Source organism: Bradyrhizobium sp. 18BD (genome assembly GCF_054185225.1).
This window is the reverse complement of sequence record NZ_JAVAYL010000036.1, coordinates 1-23924: the sequence shown is the minus strand read 5'-3', so window position 1 is coordinate 23924 and position 23924 is coordinate 1. Positions and strand designations below refer to the sequence as shown.

The 23924-nt window shown below is 64.9% G+C and carries 23 protein-coding genes; 13 read left to right on the top strand and 10 right to left on the bottom strand.

Translation table 11 applies throughout. The features are described 5' to 3' along the window. The first annotated feature begins 12 nt into the window (after positions 1–12). The 10 genes from RAD16_RS39265 to RAD16_RS39220 all read left to right on the top strand — a co-directional run bounded on the left by RAD16_RS39265 (position 13) and on the right by RAD16_RS39220 (position 9390). Positions 13–1182, top strand: a complete 1170-nt coding sequence (locus RAD16_RS39265; RefSeq protein WP_458163259.1) for a cytochrome P450 — start codon at positions 13–15, stop codon at positions 1180–1182. A gap of 158 nt (positions 1183–1340) precedes the next feature. After that, entirely contained in the window at positions 1341–2300 is a 960-nt protein-coding gene (locus RAD16_RS39260; RefSeq protein ID WP_458163257.1) for a helix-turn-helix domain-containing protein, read from the top strand. Between the two features lie 219 nt (positions 2301–2519). Next, positions 2520–3344, top strand: a complete 825-nt coding sequence (locus tag RAD16_RS39255; protein WP_458163255.1) for a fumarylacetoacetate hydrolase family protein — start codon at positions 2520–2522, stop codon at positions 3342–3344. 414 nt (positions 3345–3758) lie between these two features. Further along, the gene (locus tag RAD16_RS39250) at positions 3759–4709 is read left to right on the top strand and encodes a sulfonate ABC transporter substrate-binding protein (protein ID WP_458163253.1); all 951 of its coding nucleotides are present in this window, start codon (positions 3759–3761) and stop codon (positions 4707–4709) included. Between the two features lie 38 nt (positions 4710–4747). Continuing rightward, the gene (locus RAD16_RS39245; protein WP_458163251.1) at positions 4748–5701 is read left to right on the top strand and encodes a sulfonate ABC transporter substrate-binding protein; all 954 of its coding nucleotides are present in this window, start codon (positions 4748–4750) and stop codon (positions 5699–5701) included. Then, positions 5698–6864: an FMNH2-dependent alkanesulfonate monooxygenase gene (ssuD, locus tag RAD16_RS39240; RefSeq protein WP_458163249.1), complete on the top strand. Its 1167-nt coding sequence runs from the start codon at positions 5698–5700 to the stop codon at positions 6862–6864. Before RAD16_RS39245 ends, ssuD begins: the two co-directional genes overlap by 4 nt. After that, on the top strand, positions 6861–7667 hold the full coding sequence (locus RAD16_RS39235; RefSeq protein WP_458163247.1) for an ABC transporter permease subunit: 807 nt from the start codon (positions 6861–6863) through the stop codon (positions 7665–7667). Before ssuD ends, RAD16_RS39235 begins: the two co-directional genes overlap by 4 nt. Positions 7668–7687: 20 nt before the next feature. Then, positions 7688–8524: an ATP-binding cassette domain-containing protein gene (locus RAD16_RS39230; RefSeq protein WP_458163245.1), complete on the top strand. Its 837-nt coding sequence runs from the start codon at positions 7688–7690 to the stop codon at positions 8522–8524. Positions 8525–8556: 32 nt separating this feature from the next. After that, positions 8557–9138: a flavin reductase family protein gene (locus tag RAD16_RS39225; RefSeq protein ID WP_458163243.1), complete on the top strand. Its 582-nt coding sequence runs from the start codon at positions 8557–8559 to the stop codon at positions 9136–9138. A 96-nt stretch (positions 9139–9234) separates the two neighbouring features. Continuing rightward, positions 9235–9390 carry a hypothetical protein gene (locus tag RAD16_RS39220; protein ID WP_247424234.1) on the top strand — a complete coding sequence of 52 codons (156 nt, stop codon included), beginning with the start codon at positions 9235–9237 and terminating at the stop codon, positions 9388–9390. Positions 9391–9507: 117 nt separating this feature from the next. On the opposite strand, the gene RAD16_RS39215 is transcribed toward RAD16_RS39220, so the two are convergent. After that, entirely contained in the window at positions 9508–10656 is a 1149-nt protein-coding gene (locus RAD16_RS39215; RefSeq protein WP_458163241.1) for a M20 family metallopeptidase, read from the bottom strand. 259 nt (positions 10657–10915) lie between these two features. Then, entirely contained in the window at positions 10916–12121 is a 1206-nt protein-coding gene (locus RAD16_RS39210; protein WP_458163239.1) for a vanadium-dependent haloperoxidase, read from the bottom strand. A 426-nt stretch (positions 12122–12547) separates the two neighbouring features. Here RAD16_RS39210 and RAD16_RS39205 point away from each other — a divergent pair, with 426 nt between their 5' ends. Then, positions 12548–12880 (top strand): GYD domain-containing protein, encoded by a 333-nt coding sequence (locus RAD16_RS39205; RefSeq protein ID WP_458163237.1) that lies wholly within the window; start codon positions 12548–12550, stop codon positions 12878–12880. 121 nt (positions 12881–13001) lie between these two features. Here RAD16_RS39205 and flbD read toward each other — a convergent pair whose 3' ends face one another. The 8 genes from flbD to RAD16_RS39165 form a co-directional block, all read right to left on the bottom strand. Then, entirely contained in the window at positions 13002–14384 is a 1383-nt protein-coding gene (flbD, locus tag RAD16_RS39200) for a sigma-54-dependent transcriptional regulator FlbD (RefSeq protein WP_458163235.1), read from the bottom strand. Positions 14385–14434: 50 nt separating this feature from the next. Continuing rightward, positions 14435–14782, bottom strand: coding sequence for a flagellar motor switch protein FliN (fliN, locus tag RAD16_RS39195; RefSeq protein ID WP_326902700.1), 348 nt, complete (start codon positions 14780–14782; stop codon positions 14435–14437). Between the two features lie 3 nt (positions 14783–14785). Then, on the bottom strand, positions 14786–15409 hold the full coding sequence (locus RAD16_RS39190; protein WP_458163233.1) for a FliH/SctL family protein: 624 nt from the start codon (positions 15407–15409) through the stop codon (positions 14786–14788). Beyond that, positions 15409–16506: a flagellar motor switch protein FliG gene (gene fliG, locus RAD16_RS39185; protein WP_326902702.1), complete on the bottom strand. Its 1098-nt coding sequence runs from the start codon at positions 16504–16506 to the stop codon at positions 15409–15411. The genes RAD16_RS39190 and fliG overlap by 1 nt, the downstream gene beginning before the upstream one ends. Positions 16507–16553: 47 nt before the next feature. Continuing rightward, positions 16554–18170, bottom strand: a complete 1617-nt coding sequence (fliF, locus tag RAD16_RS39180) for a flagellar basal-body MS-ring/collar protein FliF (RefSeq protein WP_458163231.1) — start codon at positions 18168–18170, stop codon at positions 16554–16556. Positions 18171–18361: 191 nt separating this feature from the next. After that, the gene (sciP, locus tag RAD16_RS39175) at positions 18362–18637 is read right to left on the bottom strand and encodes a CtrA inhibitor SciP (protein WP_002714638.1); all 276 of its coding nucleotides are present in this window, start codon (positions 18635–18637) and stop codon (positions 18362–18364) included. Between the two features lie 371 nt (positions 18638–19008). Then, entirely contained in the window at positions 19009–19716 is a 708-nt protein-coding gene (locus RAD16_RS39170) for a flagellar hook assembly protein FlgD (protein WP_458163229.1), read from the bottom strand. Positions 19717–19729: 13 nt separating this feature from the next. Further along, positions 19730–21331, bottom strand: a complete 1602-nt coding sequence (locus RAD16_RS39165) for a flagellar hook-length control protein FliK (protein WP_458163227.1) — start codon at positions 21329–21331, stop codon at positions 19730–19732. Between the two features lie 350 nt (positions 21332–21681). Between RAD16_RS39165 and mnmA the strand changes: the two genes are divergently transcribed. Both mnmA and RAD16_RS39155 read left to right on the top strand, forming a co-directional pair. Continuing rightward, complete coding sequence (mnmA, locus tag RAD16_RS39160; protein ID WP_458163225.1) at positions 21682–22863, top strand: tRNA 2-thiouridine(34) synthase MnmA; 1182 nt, start codon at positions 21682–21684, stop codon at positions 22861–22863. Between the two features lie 85 nt (positions 22864–22948). Further along, positions 22949–23587 carry a class I SAM-dependent methyltransferase gene (locus RAD16_RS39155; protein ID WP_458163223.1) on the top strand — a complete coding sequence of 213 codons (639 nt, stop codon included), beginning with the start codon at positions 22949–22951 and terminating at the stop codon, positions 23585–23587. The last annotated feature ends 337 nt before the right edge of the window (positions 23588–23924 follow it).

Here is a 23924-nt window from a genome sequence, read left to right as displayed (position 1 = left end):
GGGGAGACTGTCTTGAGCACCGCGCCGCGCATCGACATCGACCCGGCCGCGTTCTGGGCCGATCCCTATCCGATGCTTGCGAAGATGCGCAAGGAGGCGCCGATTGCCTTTGTGCCGCAGCTCGGCTCGACATTGCTGGCGAGCCGCGACGACATCTCGATCTCCGAGAAGCAGATCGACGTGTTTTCCTCGTACCAGCCGGCCGGCCTGATGAACCGGCTGATGGGCCACAACATGATGCGCAAGGACGGCGAGGCGCATCAAATCGAGCGGCGCGCGATGTTTCCGACGGTGTCGCCGAAGACCGTGAAAGCGCACTGGACCGTGCTGTTCCAGGCGCATGCCGACCGTATCATCGATGCGATCGCGCCCGGCACGCGGATCGACTTCATGCGCGACTTCGCGTTGCCGTTCTCCGGCGAATGTCTGAAGTCGATCACCGGCCTTACCAATATCGGCTATGCGGACATGGATGCGTGGTCGCAGGGCATGATCGAGGGCATCGCCAACTACACCGGTGATCCCGCGGTCGAGGCGCGCTGCCACGCGGCGACGTCGGGTATCGATGCTGCGATCGACGACATCCTGCCGGTCATGCGCAAGAATCCCGACCAGAGCATTTTGGGGGTGCTCCTCGCCTCGGGCATGGCGATGGAGAGCGTGCGCGCCAACGTCAAGCTTGCGATATCAGGCGGCCAGAACGAGCCGCGCAAGGCGATCGCCGGCACCGTGTGGGCGCTGCTGACCCATCCCGAGCAGCTCGATCTCGTGCGCAAGGGCGAGGTGAGCTGGCTGCAGGCGTTCGAGGAATATGCCCGCTGGATCTCGCCGATCGGCATGTCGCCGCGGCGCATCGCAAAGCCGTGGAGCATCCGCGACGTGTCCTTCGAGACCGACGAACGCGTGTTCCTGATGTTCGGCTCCGCCAACCGCGACGAGAAGCATTTTGAGCGCGCCGACCAGTTCGACGTCCGGCGTGACACCTCCAAGAGCGTCGCCTTCGGAGCCGGTCCGCATTTCTGCGCCGGAGCCTGGGCCTCCCGCGCCATGATCGCCGACGTCGCGCTGCCGACGGTGTTCGCGCATGCCGGCCGGATCGAGATCGCCGATGACGAGCCGGTGCGGATCGGCGGCTGGGCGTTTCGCGGGCTGCAGAATCTGCCGATGAATTGGTTGCATTAGGGCACGGCTTCGCCTGCCGCTGGCGCCTGCCAACCGTATGCAGTCGAAAATCGTGCCATTGGGCAAAGACTGTCGCTGAACAGATCCTCCTATGAGTTGTCTCTGGTTTGATCCGGGACGATGATCATCGCCGTAACGGCGCGGACGAGGAGGCAGACATGACGTCTGATTCAGACGGAGCACAGCACGCCGCTCCACAACCGCAGGCAGGCCCGCCTGTTGCCATGTTCAGCGCACCCGGACACCGCGATACCGTCTGGTCCGATGTCAAGGGAAGCGTGCTTCAACCGCGGCAGATCAAGTGGACGGGCGGGATCGCCGCCACGCACAGAATAGGCAAGGTCACCGGCGCAGCCGAAATTCGCACGCGGTCGCTCGCGCTCCAATTCTCGTGGAACTCCGGCTATGTCGAGGCCGATGCGGAATCAAGGAAAGAGCTTCGCGCCTACAAGAACAGGCCTCGTTACGGTCTGGTCCTGCCGCCTGAAACTGCCGTGGAATTTCGGATCAAGGAGAAGTCGAACTATCGATTCCTGGCGATCGAGTTCGAGCCGGAATATCTGCTCCGCACCGTCGAAATCCAGCACCGCCATGACGTCGAGTTCGTGGAGGCGTGGGACTACAACCATCCCCTGACCTGGGAGCTTGCACAGATCATTTCCGAGGAATGCGAAAGCGACGCTCGGCAAGGCATGTGTTATGCCGAGACCGCCGTCACGCTTCTCGTCCTGCATGTCTTCAGAAGTTTTTCCAACCATCCCGATGCGGTGGCCTTCACGCGCCGGGGCGGACTTGCGCCGAACATTTTACGCCGGGCCTGCGAGTACATGGTCAGCCGTCTGGCTGACGACCTGTCGTTGTCCGAGGTCGCGAGCCTGTGCAACCTGTCCACGTCGCATTTCTCGATCGCTTTCAAGCAGTCGATGGGGATCGCGCCGCACGCGTGGCTGCGTCGCCAGCGTATCGACCGGGCCAAGGTTCTGCTCCGTCAGCGCGAGCTGAACCTGACGTCGATTGCACAGCTGGTCGGCTTTGCAAATCAAAGCGCATTCGGCGTCGCCTTCAAGAAGGAGACGGGCATGAGCCCGATGGCGTGGCGACGGATGCATTGGCTGTGAACGCGCGCCCAAGTCTGTCTTCGTTCAAGAGGCTGTCTTCGCCCAAAGAGACTGTCTTCGTTCAAAGAGGCTGTTTTCGCTCAAAGAGGCTGTCTTCGTTCAAAACTCAGGCGATTGTTCTGAACGTCTGACGAAACGACGAGGTCGAATCGTTGTGAATTCATTTTCTCCTTTCGGACGGCCTAGATCGGGCGTCAGCCGAAAGGAGCCAAGTGAACCATGCAGCAAGTCGCGCGCGTACTTACAGAAGAAGGCGCTGTCCCGGTCGTCCTGAGAGGGAGTGATCACCTCGATCTGCGCCCGGTCGTATCGGACATCACACCGGACGCCATCGCCACCAACGCCCTCGCCAACATCGACACGGCGCGTTTGCGTCCGGTCGCCGGCAAGTTCTCCTATCTCGCACCGATTGAAGGCATTCGCCAGGTTGCGGCGACCGGCTTCAATTACAGGAAGCACATCGCGGAATTCCATATGAAGCCGCCGACCGAACCCGAGGTCTTCCTGAAGGCAACGTCGTCGCTCTCAGGACCGTTCGACCCGATCTCCGGTGGGCCCAACCCGGGCCTGAAGCTCGATTGGGAGACCGAGCTGGCGATCGTCATCGGCCGCGAGACGAAGGACATCACGGCGACCGAGGCGGCCAGTCATATCTTCGGGTATCTCTGTCTGAACGACATCTCCGATCGATCGACGCAGGTGGATGCGGAGGGGCAGCAACATCTGGTACGCGCCAAATCGCGCCCCACTTACTGCCCGATCGGCCCGTATCTGACGACCGGCGTCGATGGAATGAACCTGGAGATGTGGACCAAGCTGAACGGCAAGTTCGAGCAGCAAGGCAACACCAGCGATATGCTGTTCGACGTCTATCAGATGGTCGCCTATTTCTCCTCGCACATGCTGTTGCTGCCGGGTGACCTCATCGCGACTGGGACGCCGCCGGGCGTCGGCTTCGGCAAGAACCGCTATATGGCCGTCGGAGACGTGCTCGAATGCGGCATTGCGAATCTCGGTGCGCAGCGTCACGAGATCATGTCCTAGGAATCCGCTGCGCACGCGCTTGAGGGATGGCGGCATCAGTTCACTGGGATGCTCGCCCATCCCGAGCGCCGCCATGATGTCATTATGCCCCTGTTTTGCCCGACGGGTCAATCAGATTTCGGCTAATCCGTAAGTCATTGTTTTTGCTCGCCCCGGCTACTGTGCATGGGGTTGTTTTCGCCGTTTTTGGTTCCGGCCCCGAGAGCATTGCCCAAAATCCGCGCAGCCCTCACATTCGCGTGCAGAAAAATTCCATCCTCATTCGCTTCGCCGCTTGAAAGATTAATCATGCACTCCGCCACGTGCGCAGTGCTCGCATCGCTATTTTTCCGGCTGTCTCGACACATCCAGCAACCCGCACCATCATTCACAAAATCTGAATGAACGACGGCCGCACGCGGCCGGGAGCTTGGAATGCAGCGTCGCGACTTCCTGAAACTGTCCGTTGGAACTGCAGCCGCCGCTGCGTTCGCCTCGCGTGCGAATGCGCAGGGCGCGGTGAAGGAAATTCGTATCGGCTATCAGAAGAACGGCGTGCTGGTCATCACGCGCCAGCAGGCCGCCTTGGAAAAACATTTCACGCCGCAAGGCATCGAGGTGAAATGGGTCGAGTTCTCCTCGGGGCCGCCGATGATGGAGGCGATGAATGTCGGCAGCGTCGATTACGGCGCGGTCGGCGATTCGCCGCCGGTGTTTGCGCAGGCCGCAGGCGCCGCGATCGTCTATGCCGCGGGACAGCCGATCACCAACGGCCAGGGCATCCTGGTGCCGAAGGATTCGCCGATCCGCTCGATCGCGGAGTTGAAGGGCAAGCGGGTCGGCTTCACCAAGGGCTCCAGCGCCCACAACATCGTGGTGCAGACGCTGGAGAAGGCCGGGCTCACCTATGCCGACATCACCCCGGTCTATCTGACGCCGCCGGATGCCGGCCCCGCCTTTGCCAATGGCAGCATCGAGGCCTGGGCGATCTGGGATCCCTATTTCGCGATCGGCGAGACCAAGCAGAACGGCCGCATCCTGATCAATGCGCGCGAGGTCACCAAGACCAACTCCTTCTACATCGCCAACCGCGACTTCGCGAGGAATCACGGCGCGATCCTGCAGCAGATCGTCGACGTCACCACCGCGACCGCCAAATGGGCCGAGCAGCACCGTGACGAGGTCGCCAAATCGCTCGCCGCGGTCACCGGCATTCCGTTGGAGATCCAGACCATCGCGGCGAACCGTTCGAACTTCGTGGTCGGTCCCGTCACCGACGACATCGTCACGACTCAGCAGGGCGTCGCCGACCGCTTCTACAAGCTCGGCCTGATCCCCAAGCCGATCGTCATCCGCGACATCGTCTGGCGCAACCCGGCAGCCTGATCGTGCCGACCAGCCTTCCCACCCACAGGGGTTTGAACATGAGGCGTATCATTCAGCGTCTGATCGCGGCCATCGTGCTGTCGATCGGCATCGTCGCCGCTGCGGTCGGCACGTCCTATGGTCAGGACAAGGTGGTCCGCATCGGCTACCAGAAATACGGCAAGCTGGTGCTGCTCAAGAGCAAGGGCACGCTGGAGCCGAAGCTCGCTGCCGACGGCTACAAGGTGGTGTGGACCGAATTCCCGTCCGGCCCGCCGCTGCTCGAAGCGCTCAATGTCGGCGCGATCGATTTCGGCAACACCGGCGAAGCCCCGCCGATTTTCGCGCAGGCCGCCGGCGCGCCCATTCAATATGTCGCCTACGAGCCGCCGGCGCCGAAGGGCGAGGCGATCCTGGTGCCGAAGGACAGCCCGCTGAAATCGGTCGCCGATCTCAAGGGTAAGAAGGTAGCGCTCAACAAGGGCTCCAACGTCCACTATCTCCTGGTCAAGGCGCTGGAGAAGGCGGGCGTCAAATACTCCGAGATCGAGTCGGTGTTCCTGGCGCCGGCCGATGCGCGTGCCGCCTTCGAGCGTGGCGCGGTCGATGCCTGGGTGATCTGGGATCCGTTCCAGGCCGCCGCGGAAGCCGCCACCGGCGCGCGCACGCTTGCCGACGGCACCGGCATCGTCGCCAACTATCAGTTCTATTTCTCCTCGAAGAAATTCCTCGAGGCCAACCCGAAGATCGTCGATGCCGTGCTCGCCGAGCTCAGCTCCGTCGATGACTGGGCCAAGGGCGATATCCACGCGGTCGCCGAGCAGCTCGCGCCGGCGATCGGTCTGTCGGTGCCGGTCGTCGAGGTCGCCTTGAAGCGGCAGTCCTACGGCATCAAGCCGCTGACCGATGCCGTCATCGCCGACCAGCAGCAGGTTGCGGACGCATTCTTCGCGCTCAACCTGATCCCCAAATCCATCAAGATTTCCGACGTGGCGCGGAGGCCAGGTTCATGAGTACGAAGTCCAACGCGAATATCCTCTGGTTCCTGCCGACCCACGGTGACGGCCGCTATCTCGGCACCGGCATCGGCGGGCGCGAGGTCAACTTCAACTATCTGCGCCAGGTCGCGCAGGCGGCCGATCAGCTCGGCTACTACGGCGTGCTGCTGCCGACCGGGCGGTCCTGCGAGGATTCCTGGATCGTCGCCTCCAGCGTCGCGCCGTTCACCGAGCGGCTGCGTTATCTCGTCGCCGTTCGCCCCGGCCTGCAATCGCCGACCGTGGCCGCACGCATGACCGCGACGCTCGACCGCGTCACCAACGGCCGGCTGCTCATCAATGTCGTCACCGGCGGCGATCCCGTCGAGAACAAGGGCGACGGCATCTTCCTCGGCCATGACGAGCGCTACGAGGTCACCCGCGAGTTCCTCAACGTCTATAACGACCTCCTCGCCGGCAAGACCGTGACGGTCGAGGGCAAGCACATCCACATCGAGGATGGCAAGCTGCTGTTTCCTCCGGTGCAGTCGCCGCGGCCGCCGCTCTATTTCGGCGGCTCGTCCGATGCCGGCATCGACGTCGCGGTGGACGCCGTCGACAAATATCTCACTTGGGGAGAGCCGCCGGCCTTGGTTGCCGAGAAGGTCGCCAAGGTGAAGGCGATCGCGGAAGCGCGCGGCCGCAAGCTCTCGTTCGGCATCCGTCTTCACGTCATCGTCCGCGAGACCAATGAAGAGGCCTGGCGCGCCGCCAACGAGCTGATCAAGCACGTCAGCGACGAGACCATTGCCACCGCCCAGAAGAACTTTGCGCGGATGGATTCGGTCGGCCAGCAGCGCATGGCGCAGCTCCATGGCGGCAAGCGCGACAAGCTCGAGATCGCGCCGAACCTGTGGGCCGGTGTCGGCCTCGTGCGTGGCGGCGCCGGCACGGCGCTGGTCGGTGACGCCGAGACCGTCGCGGCCCGCATCAAGGAGTACCAGGACATCGGCATCGATACCTTCATCATGTCGGGCTATCCGCATCTGGAGGAAGCCTATCGCTTTGCCGAGCTGGTATTCCCAAAGCTCTCGCTCGATCTGCCGAGCAACGTGACCAAGCTGCACTTCAATGGCGGTCCCTTCGGCGAGACCGTCGGCAGCGATTATCGTCCGCAGCACCGGGTGTCGCAATCATGAGCTTGATCGATAGCGTTTCGCTCCCGCGCGGTTTTCGCCTGCCGCGCGTCGACGGCCTGGTCCAGTGGATCGTGCCGCTCGCGATCATCGCGATCTGGCAGGTGGCGAGCGTCACCGGCTTCGTGCCGGTGCGCGTTCTGCCGGCGCCGAGCGACGTCGCGCTCGCGGGCTGGAAGCTGCTGCTCTCCGGCGAGCTCATCCGCAACATCTGGGTCTCGTTCTGGCGTGCCTCGATCGGCTTCCTGATCGGCGGCAGCATCGGCTTCGCCTTCGGTCTCGCCAACGGCCTGTCGCAGCTCTCGGCAAAGCTCACCGACACCACGCTGCAGATGGTGCGCAACGTGCCGCATCTGGCGCTGATCCCGCTGGTCATCCTGTGGTTCGGCATCGACGAGAGCGCAAAGCTGTTTCTGGTCGCGCTCGGGGTGTTCTTCCCGATCTACCTCAACACGTTGCACGGCATCCGCACCGTCGATCCGCAACTGATCGAGATGGGCCGCATCTACGGCATGACCGACAGTGAGCTGTTCCGCCGCGTGATCTTCCCGGGCGCGCTGCCCTCGATCTTCGTCGGCATCCGCTTCGCGCTCGGCATCATGTGGCTGACCCTGATCGTCGCCGAGACCATCGCGGCCTCGTCGGGCCTCGGCTACATGGCGATGCAGGCGCGCGAGTTCATGCTGATCGACGTCGTCGTGCTCTCGATCCTGATCTACGCCCTGCTCGGCAAGCTCGCCGACAGCGCCTCCCGCGTGCTGGAGCGCCTGACGCTCTCCTGGCACCCCGCCTTCCAGAAACGCTGAGCAGACATACTGGGAATCACATGCAGACAGCTCTTCGTACCTCCCTTCCCGAGACCGAGCTCGCCAGCCGCGCCAATTTCGCGCCTCACGCCCGCGTCGTGCGCGAGGAGCGACCGATACAGACCAGCGGCCTGCCGCTCAGCATCCGCGGCTTGCGCAAATCCTTCGGCGACAACGAGGTGCTGCGCGGTATCGACCTGCACATCCCCGCCGGCCAGTTCGTCGCGATCGTGGGCAAGAGCGGTTGCGGCAAGAGCACGCTGCTGCGCCTCATCGCCGGCCTCGAGAAGATCGATTCCGGCAGCATCAGCTTCGGCCAGGATGTCCAGCCGGAAGATATCCGCGTGATGTTCCAGGAGCCGCGGCTGCTGCCCTGGGCGCGCGTGCTGTCGAATGTCGAGGTCGGTCTCGGCCGCGATCGTGCATCTGACGATGCGCATGCGCGGGCCGAGAAGGCATTGAACGAGGTCGGCCTCGACGACAAGCGCGACCAGTGGCCCTCGGTACTGTCGGGCGGTCAGAAGCAGCGCGTCGCGCTCGCCCGCGCGCTGGTGTCCCGGCCGCGCGTGCTCGCCTTCGACGAGCCGCTCGGCGCGCTGGATGCGCTGACCCGCATCTCGATGCAGCGGCTTTTGGAGCGCGTCTGGCGCGACCAGGGCTTTACCGCGATCCTGGTGACCCACGACGTCGCCGAAGCGGTCGCGCTGGCCGACCGCGTGCTCGTGATCGACGAGGGCCGGATCGCCCATGACGTCACGGTTAACGCCGCCCGGCCGCGCGAACGCGGCTCCGCCGAGCTTGCCGCGCTGGAAGGCTCGATCCTGAGCCACCTTTTGTCGGCGGACGATCGTACCTAAATACAAGGGAACCCCGGTGAGGGGACCATGCCATGAATGTAGTGCCTCGCGATCTCATGACTGAAATCCCCGTCTCGGCCGCCGATTTCCGCGGCGCCATGCGCCATCTCACCGGTGGCGTCAGCGTCATCACCGCGGGGCGGGGCAAGGACATCACCGGCATGACAGTGACGTCCGTCACCTCGCTGTCGGTCGACCCGCCGACGCTGATCGTCAGCATCAACCGCGATGCCTCGTCCTTCCCGCTGATCAAGCGCTACGGCGCCTTCGGGGTGAACATGCTGGCGGCAGACCAGCTCGACGTCGCCGAACGCTTTGCCGGCAAGGGCGGCCTGAAGGGTGCCGATCGTTTCACGGGCAGCCAGTGGGTGACGGTGGTCTCGGGCGTTCCGCTGCTGGTCGGCGCCTTGTCCGCGGTCGATTGCGAGGTCGAGGAGATCGTCGAGCGTCACTCGCACGGCATCGTCATCGGCCGCGTCAGGGCTGTCCGAAATTCGACCCGCAACGCGGCGCTGGCCTATTGGCACGGCCAGTATGTGGCGGTGGACCAGGACGAGGACGCCGCCAGGCTCGCCGACGTCAGCGTTCCCGCCCGCGGCCGGCGCGGCGTGTGACCGCCGCCGGTCCTTGTCCCTTGGGCTGGCCTTTTCCCCCTCATCGCTCTAGAAGCGCCCTGAGCCGTCCCGCCGGGTCGGCAATGGAGCGGACCAATGAAACGCGTCGCGACCTGGGCCTTCTACGCCGTCGGCGCGCTGGCGATCGCCTATCTCGCGCTCTATGCCTACGCGATGTTCTCGGGCCAGCCGATCGTGCCGGGCGACCCTATCCATATCTTCCGCAAGCCCGACGCGCCGAGTTATTCGTAAGGCTCGGGAGGTCTCGTAGGGTGGGCAAAGGCGCACTTGCGCCGTGCCCACCATCTCTTCACGACCGCGAAAAGTTGGTGGGCACGCTTCGCTTTGCGCACCCTACGGCACCTTCGTTCACCCCTGCAAAATCGCCAGCGCCAGCGCCTGTGCGCGCGGCACGATGCTGTCGATCTCGAGATATTCCTCCGGCGTGTGCGCGAGCCCGCCGACCGGCCCGAGACCGCAGATGGTCGGCGTGCCGACCGCGGCCGTGAAGCCGGAATCGGCGCAGCCGCCGGAGAATTCGCCCTGCAGCGTGGTGAGGCCGACCTGCCGTGCGGCGGCCTGATAGCCTTCGAACAGCGCCTTTGACTCCGCGCTCTGCACCACCGGCACGAACTCGCCCTTGATCGTCAGCGTCGCGCTGGTGCCCGGGACGTAAGAGGTGGCGACGATCTTCTCGATCGCGGCCATGATCCGCGCGCGATCGGCGGGATCGACATAGCGCAGGTCGATCTGGCCTTCCGCGTAAGGCGCGGTGGTGTTGACGGACTGGCCGCCCGAGACGAGGCCGACATTGAGCGTGATGCCCTTGTCGAGATCGGTCAGCGCGTGGATCTGGACGATCTTCTGCGCGAGCTCGCCGATCGCGCTGACGCCGGCGGCGAAATTGGCGCCGGAATGCGCGGCCTTGCCGGTGATGGCCATGTGCATGAAGATGCCGCCCTTGCGGCCCGTCACGACATTCCCGGTCGGCCGGCCCGGCTCGGAGTTGAACACCGCGCGGGCGGCGCGTCCTTCGCGCTCGATCACGGGACGGGAGGAGGGCGAGCCGATCTCCTCGTCGGAGGTGATCAGCACCTTGATCGGATGCGGTGAGCCGCCGAATTTGTGGAAGGCCGTCGCCACGAACACGTTCATGACGAGGCCGGACTTCATGTCGGCGACGCCGGGACCATAGGCGCGGCCGTCCTTGATCGTGAACGGGCGCCGCCCGGCCTCGCCCTTGCCGAACACGGTGTCACGATGCCCCATCAACAGCACCGGCTTCTCGTTGCTGCCCGGCTTTGCCACCTCGGCATGGATCACATCGCCGAAGGTGGCATCGCTTTCGCGCTTGCAGGGAATGCCGTGCTCGGCAAAATGCCGCTCGAACCGCGCACCGACCGCATCGACGCCCTCCTTGTCATAGGACCCGGAATCGATGTTCACGACATCGCGCAGCAGATCGATCATCGCCTGCCGCTGCGACGCCAGCCAGTCCGTGATTTGGGCTTGAGACATGTTTATCCTCGCGTGGTTCTCACGCGGGGTTATAGGGCCTGACGTGCGCCCGACCTAGTCGCCGGATGCGGTGCGGCCATGTGCTGGCCTGCGGTAGCCTGCGTAGCCCGGATGAGCGAAGCGATATCCGGGGTGCCACAAGGCGCCACTGCCCCCGCATGTCGCTGCGCTCATGCGGGCTACGGGAGCGGTGCGTGTGGAGGCAAGGTGGCCCCGCAACAGGACGGATCTCCCGTAACCCCGCTCCAAAGGCAGCAGCTTAGCGGCTTGGCTGCGCCAAGGCCTCCACACCGCGAAGCTGCGTCGTGACCGTCAATGCGCCGATCTTTCGACCCATCTCCTTGCCGACTTCGGTCGAGAACCGGTAGTGAAAGCCGGCCCAGATGCGGGCGTTGGAGACTTCATCGCCATAGTCCTGGAGCCGCGACCACTTTCGTGTGACGCCCGGTGCAGTCGGGCTGGTCAATGAGAACTCGCCGAAATCTCCGACGACGTTCTGAAGCACGGTCGAAATCGTGGCCGAGACGATGCAGTGAGCGCAGGGATATTCCGGGTGCATCGGTGTGTCCCCCAGCGGCAGCCAGGATGGATCGCGCGCCGTCGCTGGATTTGACGTCAGGTCGGCGTTGCGTATGGCCGTGATCGGCCGCCAGAAATTATAATGGTACTTCGCGTCAAACACGGCGACGATGGCGTCGTTGCCCGCGATTGACGTCAGCGCGAACAGCCGGGCACAGTCGACGAGATCCATCCCCTTCGCCATTGCAGCCTGCCTCACGATGGGATTGTAGGTGCGGGCACCGACCAAGAACCAGAATCGACCGACCGTGGTTTGCTCGGGCGTCCGGGTCGGGCTGCTTCGGCTACCGACCTCGCGGATCTCGTTGACGTCCCGGGTCCAAACGTCTGAATCGAGTGCCGGTGGCGGTCCGGGACGAAATTGCGATCCGGAGGCCATGACCCACGGCGTTGTCGCGCCCGTGGTTGAGAAAAGCGGGACGACGGTTGGAACGTACGCGCCCGGCGTGGTCAGGGGCCGGTAGGCTTCCTTGGCAGCGCTGCCGTCGTTCGCACGAAGCTCGATGATCTTTGTCGCGGCCTCGTTCCCAAGGTTGATGCCGGCGACCTTGGACTCACCGTCGGCAATCGACGCCAGCGAATTCGCCAACGTCGCATCCAGGTCCTGCTTGAGGTCTGGATAGATGGACAGCAGCACCTCGTGGGCCGCAACGGCTGCGGCAGCTTCCCGCGATGTCGAGCGCTCCGCGGACAGGGTGAATTTATACGGCGCGTAACGGTGGTCGATCGCGTTGACGGCTTCGAACATTGCGACGTGCATCATCGATAAGGCGCGGCTGTGGGGTGCCGGAGGAATTTGCTTCTCGGTAGCGATCGCGTCGGCCTTTGCGTTCCAGTCCATGATCACGTCGGCACGTGCGAACGTCACCGGCGCTGCGAGCAGCATTGCGATCATCGATAGGCGGGAGATCGTCCACGACGAGTGTTTCATGGCTTGCCCTTTCGAGTTGAAGGACGTTTGCGAAGACGGATGCAGCCCCTGGCCGACGTCACGTCACTCCAAATTCTACCGATCCCGATGCATGTCGATAGTGAACTGCTTCACTCGCAGCGCGCCTCGATCGTCGATCGTCGAATTTGTCGCATGCGGCACGATAGTAGTGGCGCGCCAATGGGTCGGCTTGGCTTACCCTTCGCGCAGCACAGAGGAGTCGGCTATATTCCAGACAAGCTGCCAGACGGACGTGCCGAGGTCCGCAACTCGATTTTCAAGGCAGCTCACGTGCCGTCGGCAGGCGGTGCCTTGCTCTCGCTCAGAGAGCTCTTTCCAAAACGACATTTGTCATCGCTCTAACTTTGACGGAGAGAAAGCATGCCGCTGTTCATCTCGTACGTCTCATACTCAAATGCCGGCATCAAGGGATTGGTCGACAAGCCGTCCGATCGCACCGCCATGATCGCTGGGATGATCGAGAAGGCCGGGGGGAAGCTGCAGGGAGCGTTCATGACGACAGGCGCACATGACGCGCTGGTCGTTGCGGAGTTCCCCGACGGAGCCGATGCTGTCGCCATCGGAATGGCGGCCGCGGCGAGCGGCGCCATCGCCAAGATCGAAACCGTACGCGCCTGGAAGATGGGTGACTTCAAGAGCATCGCGGAAAAGGCCGCGAAGCTTACGAGCGCTTACGTTCCGCCCGGGAAGTAGCCGGATGTGAGCGTGCCGCCGCGATGAAGTAGGACACGCCGTGGCCGGGCTCGTCCCGGCCATTCGCGCGCTTCATGTGAATGCACCGCGGCGGGTGGGATGAGATCGAAGAGCTGTCTGCTTACCCCATGGCCGGCATGCGGGGATATTCTCCGGGCGCGCCCGCGGGCGTGATCGGAATGCCGCCGTCGGCGTATTCGTTGAGCTTGTTGCGCAGCGTGCGGATCGAGATGCCCAGGATGTTGGCGGCGTGCGTCCGGTTGCCGAGGCAGTGCTTGAGTGTCTCCAGGATCAGGTCGCGTTCGACGTCGGCGACGGTGCGCCCCACCAGCGCGCGGGTCACCTGCTCGGCGGCCATCGTGGCGTGCGCCACGGCCGGCGCGGTCTTGGCGAGGTCGAGGCGGTCGCCGTCCGGGGTGATGATCGCATCGGGCCCGATCTCGTCGCCCTGTGCCATCAGCACCGCGCGGTGCATGGTGTTTTCGAGCTCGCGGACATTGCCCTGCCAGCGGTTGGTGGAGAGCACACGGCGCGCTTCCGCCGAGATCGGGCGCATCGGAACGCCGTTGGCCTCGGCATATTTCTTCACGAAGTGCTGGGCGAGCTCCAGAATGTCGGCGGGACGCTCGCGCAGCGGCGGGATCTTGAGGTTCACGACGTTGAGGCGGAACAGCAGATCCTCACGGAACGTGCCTTCGCGCACGGCCTCGGCGAGATTGCGGTTCGAGGTCGCGATGATGCGGATGTCCACCGACACCGGCTTGGTACCGCCGACGCGATCGATCACGCGCTCCTGGATGGCGCGCAGCAGCTTCGATTGCAGGCGGACATCCATCTCCGAGATTTCGTCCAGCAGCAGCGTGCCGCCCGTCGCTTCCTCGAACTTGCCGATGCGGCGGGCGATCGCGCCGGTGAAGGCGCCTTTCTCGTGGCCGAACAGCTCGGACTCCAGGAGATGCTCAGGGATCGCGGCGCAGTTGATCGAGATGAACGGGCGCTTGGCGCGGGCCGAGCGGGTGTGGACGTAGCGGGCCAGCACTTCCTTGCCGGTGCCGGACTCGCCGGTGATCATCACCGAAGCGTCGGAACCTGCGATCTGCTGCGCCAGCTTGATCACGCGCGCCATGGCGTCGTCGCGATAGACCAGCTCGCGGGAATCGTTGGCGACGGCGGCCAGCACCGCGGCGATCAGCTCCGGCTCCGGCGGCAGCGGGATGTATTCCTTGGCGCCGGCGTGGATGGCGGCGACCGCGGCGCGGGCATCGTTGGTGATGCCGCAGGCGACGATCGGGGCGTGGATGTGCTCGGCTTCCAGCCGCATCACGAGGTCGCGGATGTCGAGGGCGACGTCGACCAGCAGGAGGTCGGCACCCTTGCCGCCGCGCAGCACCCGCATCGCCTGCTCGTGATCCTCGGCATGGGTCACGGTCGCGCCGTTGTCCATCGCGATCTTGGTGGCGGTGGTGAGCTGGCCCTTCAATGTGCCAACGATGAGAAGCCGCATGTCAGTCTCCTGTTCGTCTGGTCGCGCTGCCGCGCGTCATTCCCTGCGTATTAGGTGCGTTCGGTCTTGATGATTTCGGTCATGGTCACGCCAAGCTTGTCCTCGACCAGCACGACTTCGCCGCGGGCGACCAGCTTGTTGTTGACGTAGATGTCGATGGCTTCGCCGACGCGGCGGTCGAGCTCCAGCACCGTGCCGGGCCCGAGCTTGAGCAACTCGCCGACGTCCATCTTGGAGCGGCCGAGCACGGCCGAGACCTGCACCGGCACGTCGAACACGGCCTCGAGGTCGGCCGCGGCGCGCGCCGCATATTCGTCCTCGTTGTAGCCGACGTCAGTGGTCGGCGGCATCGGGCCGTTGAGATCGGGCAGCGGGACTTGTCCGTCGGTGTCGCTCATGGCTTAGCTCCCCCTGCGGGACGCGATATAGCGTCCGACCATTTCGTCGATCTTGGCGGCGATGGCGCTGCGCTCCAGCACGACGCCGCCATCGGCCCATTCGATCCGGCAGTCGCCGGCGGCAATTTCAGGTTCGGCCAGGATCACCAGCCGGCCCTCGAAGCCGCTCTGCTTGGCCAGCCGCTCGATCTTCTCGCGCGCGGCGTCGTAGAGCGCATCGTTGATGCGGACGACGAGATGCGGCGTGGCGACCAGATGCGAGAAGCAATCCTTGACCAGCGCCATGACCTCGCCGAGCGGCTCGGCGGCGACGAGGTCGGCGCACAGCTTGCGGGCCACCGCGATCGCGACCTCGACCGCCTCGGTCTCCATCCTGGTCTCGATGTTGCCGATGCCGGAGGCGACGCCGCGGATGCCGATGTTGATTTCTTCCATGGCAAGCGCGATGCGGCGGTCGCTCTCGGCCTTGGCTTCGCGCTGGCCGGCGGCAAAGCCGTCCTGATAGGCGCGCGCCTCGGCTTCCGCGATCTTCTGCGCGATCTCGGCCGCGGTCGCGGCCTTCTCGCGCGGCGAGCGCTCGGGCGCCGTGAAGTCGGTATCGAACAGGAATTTTGCCGGAGCGGCCATCAATACACCAGTTCGTCGTCAGCGCGGTTCTTGGTCAGCATGATCTCGCCCTTGGCGGCGAGGTCTTTGGCGAGATTGACCAGCAGCGCCTGGGCCTCGTCGACGTCGCGCAGACGGACCGGGCCCATTGCCGCCATGTCGTCCTGCAGCATCTTGGCCGCGCGCGAGGACATGTTGCCGAAGAAAAAGTTGCGGACGTCCTCGTTGGCGCTCTTGAGCGCGACGCCGAGCTTGTCCTTGTCGACGTTGCGCATCAGCGTCTGGGCCGAGCCGGAATCGAGCTTCACCAGGTCGTCGAAGGTGAACATGAGCGCCTTGATGCGCTCGGCGGATTCGCGGTTGTCCTCTTCCAGCGAGGTGATGAAGCGGGTTTCGGTCTGACGGTCGAAATTGTTGAAGATTTCCGCCATCACCTCGTGGGCGTCGCGGCGGCGGGTCTGCGACAGGTTCGACATGAACTCGGTGCGCAGCGTCTTCTCCACGCTCTCGATCACCTCCTTCTGCACCGCTTCCATCTTCAGCATGCGGTTGACGACGTCGAGCGCGAGCTCCTCGGGCAGGATGCCGAGCACGCGGGCGGCGTGCTCCGACTTCAGCTTCGACAGCACCACGGCGATGGTCTGCGGGTATTCGTTCTTGAGATAGTTGGCGAGAACCTCTTCCTGCACGTTGGAGAGTTTTTCCCACATGTTGCGGCCAGCAGGGCCGCGGATCTCGTCCATGATGCCGTTGACGCGCTCCGGCGGCAGGTACTGCTGCAGCAGGCGTTCGGTGGCGTCGAAATTGCCCATCAGCGCTCCCGAAGCCGACATGCGCGAGACGAATTCGAGCAGCATGTCCTCGACGGTGTCGACCTCGACGGTGCCGAGCGTGGACATTTCCAGCGACAGCTGGCGCACCTCGTCGTCGTCGAGCAGGCCCCAGATCTTGCCGCCATATTGCTCGCCGAGCGCCAGCATCAGGATCGCGGCGCGCCGCGGGCCGGACAGCTGCCCGGCGCCCTTGCCGCCCTTGGCGCGGTCGCCGGCGCGCTGGCCAAGCGTGGAGATCACGCTGGTGATGTCGTTGGAGTTGGCGTTTTGCAGACTGGCGGCCATGTCAGATCACTTCTTGATGCACTTGGCGTTGCGTTACTTGGTTTCGGTTACTTGGCGGGCTCTGCGAGCCACTGGCGGATGATGGCGACGGTTTCGTTGGGGTTGCGCTCGGCGAGCTCGCCGACGCGGTGAACGGACTGGGCGTGGACCTGGCCCTGGATGGTGGCGACGTCGATCGCGCTGGCGGCACCGCCCGGCAAGAGTTGCTGGCCGCCGGAGGCGGGCGCGGCGTCTTCGGACGCGGACGGGCCGGTGAGGACGCCGGAGATGGCGGCTGCGACTTCGTCGGAGGCGAGGATGCGCTTGACCAGCGGGCGGATCACCATGAACAGCACGACGAGGCCCAGCAGCATCATCACGCCGAGCTCGAAGAAGTACATGACGTCGTCCTTGGTGAACTGCAGCATGCCGAGGAAGCCCGAGGGCTCGCCGATCGGGCCGGTGGAGGGCGCGTCGGCGAAGCGCAGATTGACGACCTCGACCTGGTCGCCGCGCTTCTGGTCGAAGCCGATCGCCGAGCGGACCAGGGTGGCGATCCGGTCGAGCTGCTCCTTGGTGCGGTCCTGATAGGCCAGCTCGCCCTTGTCGTTCTTGCTGTAGATGCCGTCGACCAGCACCGCGACCGAGATGCGGTTGACCCGGCCGGCCTCGGTCACCTCGGTCTTGGTGGTGCGGGAGATCTCGTAATTGTTGGTCTCCTCGGTCTTCTTGCTCTGGTCCTTGGCCGCGACGCCATTGTTTTGCTGGTTGCCGGGCAGCTCGTTGTTGACGGTGACCTGGCCGTTGTTGTCGGCGGTCATGCTGCTTTCTTCCCGAGTCTGGCTCGAGCGCAGCACGCGGCCCTCGGGGTCGAACTTGTCCGAGGTCTGGGTGATCTTGTTGAAGTCGAAATCGGCAGAGAGCTGGACGCGGGCGCGCCCCGATCCGACCACCGAGGAGACGATGTCCTCGACCTGCTTGCGCATCCGCTTCTCGAAGGCGGTGCGGCGCTCGTCGCCGAGCGCCTGCTCCGGATCGGTCTGAGCGCCGTCGGCGAGCAGCTGGCCGGCCTCGTCCACGATCGAGACCCGCTGCGGCTTCAGCCCGTTGACGGCGGAGGCGACGAGGTGGCGGATGGCGCGGATCTGCTGGGCTTCCAGTGAGCCGCGGACGCGGACCACGATCGAGGCCGACGGCTCCGGCGCCTCGCGCGAGAACAGCGGGCGCTCGGGCAGCACGAGGTGGACGCGGGCGGCCTGGATACGGTCGATGGCGCGGATGGTGCGGGCGAGCTCGCCTTCGAGCGCGCGCAGATGATTGATGTTCTGGACGAAGGAGGTGGTGCCGAGCGCGTCCGACTTGTCGAACACCTCGTAGCCGACGCCGCCGCCCTTGGGCAGGCCGCCCTCGGCGAGCTTCATCCGCAGGCGCGTGACCTTGTCCTTGGGCACCATGATGATGGTGCCCTCATTGCGGATCTCGAACTGGATGCCTTGGCGTTCCAGGTCCTTGATAATGCTGGAAGAATCTTCGACCGAGAGGTCGGTGAACAGCGTCGTCATCTGCGGCGTGGTCACGCGCATGATGACGAAGGCGAAAAAGCCGACGAGCGCGGCGGTGACCGCGATCATCGCCCCGAACCGGGCGGCGCCGATACCCTTTAAGAAGTCCGCAAGACCTTGCAAGCAACCGCCCCGACAATTCGACCCGCATTCCCGAGCGGTCGACTGGGCAATTATTGCCTAGGTGATGGTTTCGATATGGTTAACGAAGATTAAGAGGTCGGACAAAAGTAGTGCCAAAAGAAAACATGAAAAAAAATCGGCCTCGCTGGGCGAGGCCGATTTTCGTCAAAAGCAGCAGATTTCCGGATCGCTTACTGGCGATATTGCTGGATGCGGGTGGTGCGAAGACCCGCCAGACCGTGCTGGTCGATGGAAAACTGCCAGGAGAGGAATTCGTCGACCGTCAGGGTATAACGGCTGCAGGCCTCCTCAAGGGAGAGAAGTCCGCCACGCACAGCGGCGACGACTTCGGCCTTGCGGCGGATGACCCAGCGTTTGGTGCCGGGGGCGGGCAGATCTGCGATCGTCAGCGGACTGCCGTCCGGCCCGATGACGTATTTTACCCTCGGGCGATGGGGTTCTGTCATGGCGTACTCACAAACTCTCAACCACTGAACTCACGCCGTAACCCTACGCCCGGCGGCTTAAAAATCCGCTAAGCCTAAGGCTTCAATACAATTCTCGTTGAAACTTGCGGGAACACGGCCGGCCCGGAGGGCTGAAACGCGGTTTCAGCCGGCCAAGCGGGGCAGAAGGTAAATACTTTACTAACAAACAGGGCCCGGAGCGCGGTGTCGCGGAGGCCCTCAACCGTCGTCCCGGGGCGCGCGGAGCGCGAGCGGGGGGTGACGAAGACTCGGAGTGGCCAGCTAGGCGCTACAACCGCTCCCTGTGGTTATGGATCCCCGCCTTCGCGGGGATGACATCAGATGCGTGGCGAGAGATGCGTTCCGCGCCCTCAATTGCTGCTGGTGGCGATGATGCTCTTGACCTGGCTCAGCGTGTAGCTGGCGCCGTCGATCGAGAGCAGGGGCGGCGATTGGGTCAGGTCGACCGACGACACCACGCCCTGCACCTGCGCGGCGATGCCGACATCGTTGTTCGCGACGTCCTTGCCGGTGGCCGAGATCGTGTACTTGCCGTCGGGCCATTGCGTGCCGTCATTGCCCTGGCCGTTCCAGGTGAAGGGAATGTCGCTGCCGGCGGAGGTGGTATATTTGCCGGTGAACACGGTCTGGCCGCTGGCATTGGCCACCGTGATGTCGACGGTCGAGTCCGAGGGCACGTTGAGATGCCAGGTCGCCGACGATTTGGTCATGGTCGCGGTGGTGCCGTCGACCAGCGCGGTCTTGCCGACGAAGCCCAGCGCCTGGGTCGCCTGCGTGGTCTGCTGCAGGGTGACGAGTTGCGACAGCGAATCGTTGGTCTTGAGCTGCTGCTCGACGCCCGCGAACTGCACCAGCTGCTGGGTGAACTGATTGGTGTCGAGCGGGTCGAGCGGGTTCTGGTTCTGCAACTGCGTCGTCAGTAGCGTCAGGAAGGTCTGGAAATTGCCGGCGAGCGTCGATCCCGTGGTCGAGCTCAGCGAGTTCGACGAGGAGGATTTCGGAACGTCGGTGGTGCCGGAGACGACGGCGGGGGCGGTGGCGGCATTCGTGGTGGTCATAAGCGAATACTCCTCACACTCTGATGTCGACGCCGATGCTCGATCCGAGCATGCGGCCGTAGCCGCGCCCCACGGGCGCTGCGGGAACGCTGTCGTCCTCGCTGATGATCAGCCGGCGGGCATTGCCGCCATTGTCGTTGTTCTGGCCGGATTGCTGGCCCGATGAATTCTGGTCGCGCAGGCTGAAGGAGAGCCCGTTGCTGCCGGTCTTGAAGCCGGCATCGTCGAGCGCGCGCTGCAATTGCGGCGCGTCCTGCCGCAGCATCTGCAGCGTCTCCGGCTTCTCGACGGTGAGGTGCGAGGTGACCTGGCCGTTGCGGTCGACATTGATGCGGACGTCGATCCGGCCGAGGTCGATCGGATCGAGGCTGATGTCGAAGCGCGTCTTGCCGGCACGGGCCGCGGCCGCGATCTCGATCGGCACGGCGTTGATCGGCACCGCGGTCGAGGTGGCCGCCGTCGCGGTGAGCGTTGCGGTCGAGGCGCTCGCCGTCGAAGTGGTCGTGGTCAGCGGCGCCTGCACGGAGGAAGCGGCCTGCGCGCTGGTGTCGGCCTGTACAGCTGCGGCTTGCGCGCCGGCATGGGCGTGCGTGGACGTGGTGGCGGGCGCGGCATCGGCGGCGCCAGCCTTCGCATCTGCCTTGGCGTCGGTCGCGCCGGCCTCAGGTTTCGCGGTCTGCGCATGCGCGGCATTGGCATTCGCCGGGGTCTGCGCGGCGTTCGCCTTCGCGTCCTGGCCGATATTGGAGACGTCGGTCTGTTGCTGCGCGGTCGCGGCGGCCTTGAACGAGGTCTTTGGCGTGCCTTGGTCCACGGCGGCGATCAGGCCGCCATTGGTCTTGGTATCACCCTTGGCATCGGTCGCGGTGCCGTCGGTGGCTCCGGTCGCGGTATCGGCGAGCGTCGCCGACGTGTCGGCATCGACCTTGGCGCTCGCGGTCTTGGCGCTCTTGTCGCCGGGCGTCGCGCTGTCGGTCTTGGTGCCGGCGATCTGCGCCGCGGTGGAAGCGCTGGCGGCGATGCCGGCGGCGGCAATCGTCAGCGGCGAGGACGCGGTGTCGCTGGCCTGCGTCGCGGCCGCGTTCGGATCGACCGGCACGACGGGGGCTGCGACCGGAACGGCGTTCGGATCGGGCACCGCGGTCTGCGTCGCATCGACTTGCGCGGTGGCCGCGGCATCGACGGCGGCGGCGAGCCCGTCGGCGGTCTTGTCGCCCTTGGTCTCGTCGGACTTGTCGGCCGATTTGGCGTCTGACGTCTCGGACTTTTCCTTGGCCTTGGTCGGTTTTGCCGGATCCTTGGCCGGATCGGTCGTCGTCCCACTCGTGGTGTCGTTCGTGGCAGGCGCGGAATTGTCGTCGCTCGCCTTGCTCTGCGAGGAGGGATCCGTAGAGGACGTGTCGCGCGTGCTGCGGTCGGAGGTGGAGGACGAATTCGCGGAATCGGTCCGGCGCGGCGCGGTGTCCTGCGTATTGTTGCCGATCGCCTGGGTGTTGCTGTCCACCAATGAGCCGAACGAGTCGGTCGTGTCCTTCGACGCTTGCGACCGCGCAGGCTTCTGGCTCGCGCTCGAAGCGTGCGCGCTGACAGCTACATCTGACGAAACACCGACCACAGGCGACCTCTTGGCAACATCTTCGGGATAGGGGTAGCAAGGAGCGGGCCAGCGCCGCGCAATGTTATTTTATATAATTATATCAATGGCTTGATGGATTGTCGTCGCGACCGCCGGGCAGTCCCGGACCCCGCCATTTCTGCCGGTCCCGGCAAGAATTGCCCTAAGCTGGTCTGCCCTGCGATTGCTTCACCGGAATGCCGCCTATATTAGAGAGGCAGCTTTCAGCCGCTTTCGACCGGGCCGTCGTGCCCCCCGGGGGAACCGTAGTTCCCGGGGACCGGCGCTATCCCGGTCAGAGGCATTCATCGCGGATCGCCAAACGCCGCCGTCACAACGCTTTAAGGCCCATGCTCAACAGTCTGGATCTCGAAGGCCGTCCTGAGGACACCAGGGTCGTCGTCGCCATGTCGGGCGGCGTCGATTCCTCGACGACGGCTGCGCTGTTGAAGGCCGAGGGCTACGACGTCGTCGGCATCACGCTGCAGCTCTACGACCATGGCGCCGCCACCCATCGCAAGGGCGCCTGCTGCGCCGGCCAGGACATCCACGACGCCCGCGACGTCGCTGCAAAGCTCGGCATTCCCCATTACGTGCTCGACTATGAGGACCGCTTCCGCGAGTCCGTCATCGACAATTTCGCCGACAGCTACGCGCTCGGCGAGACGCCGGTGCCGTGCATCGAGTGCAACCGCAGCGTCAAATTCCGCGATCTGCTGAAGACCGCCCGCGAGTTAGGGGCGCAGGCGCTCGCCACCGGCCATTACGTCGCCTCGCGCCGCCGCGACGACGGCTCGCGCGCGCTGGTCTGTGCGGCCGACAGCGATCGCGACCAGAGCTACTTCCTGTTCGCGACCACGCAGGAACAGCTCGACTTCCTGCGCTTCCCGCTCGGCGACATGACCAAGCCCGAGACGCGCGAACTCGCGCGCCGCTATGGCCTTTCCGTCGCCGACAAGCACGACAGCCAGGACATCTGCTTCGTGCCGACCGGCCGCTACACCGACATCATCACGCGCCTGCGTCCGAACGCGATGGACCCCGGCGACATCGTCGATCTCGACGGCCGCGTGCTCGGCCAGCATCACGGCATCGCCAATTTCACCGTCGGCCAGCGCCGTGGCCTCGGCATCGCCTCCGGCTCGCCGCTGTTCGTTGTGCGCCTGGATGCCGCCAATCGCCGCGTCGTCGTCGGCCCGCGCGATGCGCTGAAGATGCACCGCATCGCCTTGCGCGACGTCAACTGGATCGGCGGCGGCGACATCGACCGCGCCATCGGAGGCGGCCTCGAGCTGTTCGTCCGCGTGCGCTCGACCCGCAGCCCCCAGCCGGCCTGGCTGCGCGGCGCCAACGGCCATTACGAGGTCGAGCTCGTCGCCGGCGAGGAGGGCGTCTCGCCCGGCCAGGCTTGTGTGTTCTACGACGGGCCGTCAGGGCAAGCGCGCGTGCTCGGCGGCGGCTTCATCCAGAGCGCGGCGGCGAAGCTTGGCGCTGCGACAGCACGCCCGCTCGCCGAGGCCGTGCGCGGCTAACTTGCCGAGATCGGTCCCGCCTGCTACCGCGAGAATGATCGTTTCACATCATTACCAGTAGAGTATCCGGGGCAGGGCAGGGGGCATGGCAGCAGACATCTCGCGGGCCGGGGTCGAGAAGGCCTATGGCCGCTGGGCGCCGGTCTACGATCTCGTGTTCGGCAAGGTCTTCGACGCCGGACGGCAGTCGACCATCGCCGAGGCCGACCGCATCGGCGGCCGCATCCTCGATGTCGGCGTCGGCACCGGCCTGTCGCTGTCGGACTATTCGCGCACCACAAAGATCTGCGGCGTCGACATTTCCGAGCCGATGCTGCGCAAGGCGCAACAACGCGTGCGCGCGCTGCGGCTCTCCAATGTCGAAGTGCTCTCGGTGATGGACGCCAAGAACCTCGCCTTCCCGGACAATTCTTTCGACGCGGTGGTCGCGCAATATGTCATCACCGCCGTGCCCGACCCCGAAGGCACGCTCGACGAGTTCGTGCGCGTGCTCAAGCCCGGCGGCGAGCTGATCCTGGTCAACCACATCGGCGCCGAGAGCGGCTTTCGCAAACTCTCCGAGCTCGCCTTCGCGCCCCTGGCGCGTCGTCTCGGCTGGCGCCCGGAATTCCCGTGGCAGCGTCTCGTCAACTGGGCCGCCAAGCACGGCGGCGTCACGCTCGCCGAGCGCCGTCCCATGCCGCCGATGGGCCATTTCTCGCTGATCCGCTATCACAAGGCCTGACTGCGAAGGCCACCGGCGGTGCGTTCCTCCCGCGCTTGTCTCGCCGAAGCCTTGGCGAAGGCGGATGCGGGAGAGGCATAGGCGGCCTTCGGCCGCCGTTCCTTAAGATGAAGCCGATGCGAAAGCATCGGCTATGGGAGAGGGCTCTCTCCACCAGCGATATCTCGCGAGCGGATGAAGCTCTCACCACGTCGTCATTGCGAGGAGCGCAGCGACGAAGATTCCATGGGGAGTGGATAGCGACCGGGTCTGAGGCCAGACTGAGGTTGCTGAAGCACTCAACCTGGAGACAACGATGTTGTTCGATCATCTTTCCGACGGACCGGCCGCTATCCGC

Excerpts from the sequence above, each read along its gene's own strand:
- RAD16_RS39260 (WP_458163257.1), top strand. The coding sequence starts at position 1,341 with ATGACGTCTGATTCAGACGGAGCACAGCACGCCGCTCCACAACCGCAG.
- RAD16_RS39255 (WP_458163255.1), top strand. The coding sequence starts at position 2,520 with ATGCAGCAAGTCGCGCGCGTACTTACAGAAGAAGGCGCTGTCCCGGTC.
- RAD16_RS39250 (WP_458163253.1), top strand. The coding sequence starts at position 3,759 with ATGCAGCGTCGCGACTTCCTGAAACTGTCCGTTGGAACTGCAGCCGCC.
- RAD16_RS39245 (WP_458163251.1), top strand. The coding sequence starts at position 4,748 with ATGAGGCGTATCATTCAGCGTCTGATCGCGGCCATCGTGCTGTCGATC.
- ssuD (WP_458163249.1), top strand. The coding sequence starts at position 5,698 with ATGAGTACGAAGTCCAACGCGAATATCCTCTGGTTCCTGCCGACCCAC.
- RAD16_RS39235 (WP_458163247.1), top strand. The coding sequence starts at position 6,861 with ATGAGCTTGATCGATAGCGTTTCGCTCCCGCGCGGTTTTCGCCTGCCG.
- RAD16_RS39230 (WP_458163245.1), top strand. The coding sequence starts at position 7,688 with ATGCAGACAGCTCTTCGTACCTCCCTTCCCGAGACCGAGCTCGCCAGC.
- RAD16_RS39225 (WP_458163243.1), top strand. The coding sequence starts at position 8,557 with ATGAATGTAGTGCCTCGCGATCTCATGACTGAAATCCCCGTCTCGGCC.
- RAD16_RS39220 (WP_247424234.1), top strand. The coding sequence starts at position 9,235 with ATGAAACGCGTCGCGACCTGGGCCTTCTACGCCGTCGGCGCGCTGGCG.
- RAD16_RS39215 (WP_458163241.1), bottom strand. The coding sequence starts at position 10,656 with ATGTCTCAAGCCCAAATCACGGACTGGCTGGCGTCGCAGCGGCAGGCG.
- RAD16_RS39210 (WP_458163239.1), bottom strand. The coding sequence starts at position 12,121 with ATGCTGCTCGCAGCGCCGGTGACGTTCGCACGTGCCGACGTGATCATG.
- RAD16_RS39205 (WP_458163237.1), top strand. The coding sequence starts at position 12,548 with ATGCCGCTGTTCATCTCGTACGTCTCATACTCAAATGCCGGCATCAAG.
- flbD (WP_458163235.1), bottom strand. The coding sequence starts at position 14,384 with ATGCGGCTTCTCATCGTTGGCACATTGAAGGGCCAGCTCACCACCGCC.
- fliN (WP_326902700.1), bottom strand. The coding sequence starts at position 14,782 with ATGAGCGACACCGACGGACAAGTCCCGCTGCCCGATCTCAACGGCCCG.
- RAD16_RS39190 (WP_458163233.1), bottom strand. The coding sequence starts at position 15,409 with ATGGCCGCTCCGGCAAAATTCCTGTTCGATACCGACTTCACGGCGCCC.
- fliG (WP_326902702.1), bottom strand. The coding sequence starts at position 16,506 with ATGGCCGCCAGTCTGCAAAACGCCAACTCCAACGACATCACCAGCGTG.
- sciP (WP_002714638.1), bottom strand. The coding sequence starts at position 18,637 with ATGACAGAACCCCATCGCCCGAGGGTAAAATACGTCATCGGGCCGGAC.
- RAD16_RS39170 (WP_458163229.1), bottom strand. The coding sequence starts at position 19,716 with ATGACCACCACGAATGCCGCCACCGCCCCCGCCGTCGTCTCCGGCACC.
- mnmA (WP_458163225.1), top strand. The coding sequence starts at position 21,682 with ATGCTCAACAGTCTGGATCTCGAAGGCCGTCCTGAGGACACCAGGGTC.
- RAD16_RS39155 (WP_458163223.1), top strand. The coding sequence starts at position 22,949 with ATGGCAGCAGACATCTCGCGGGCCGGGGTCGAGAAGGCCTATGGCCGC.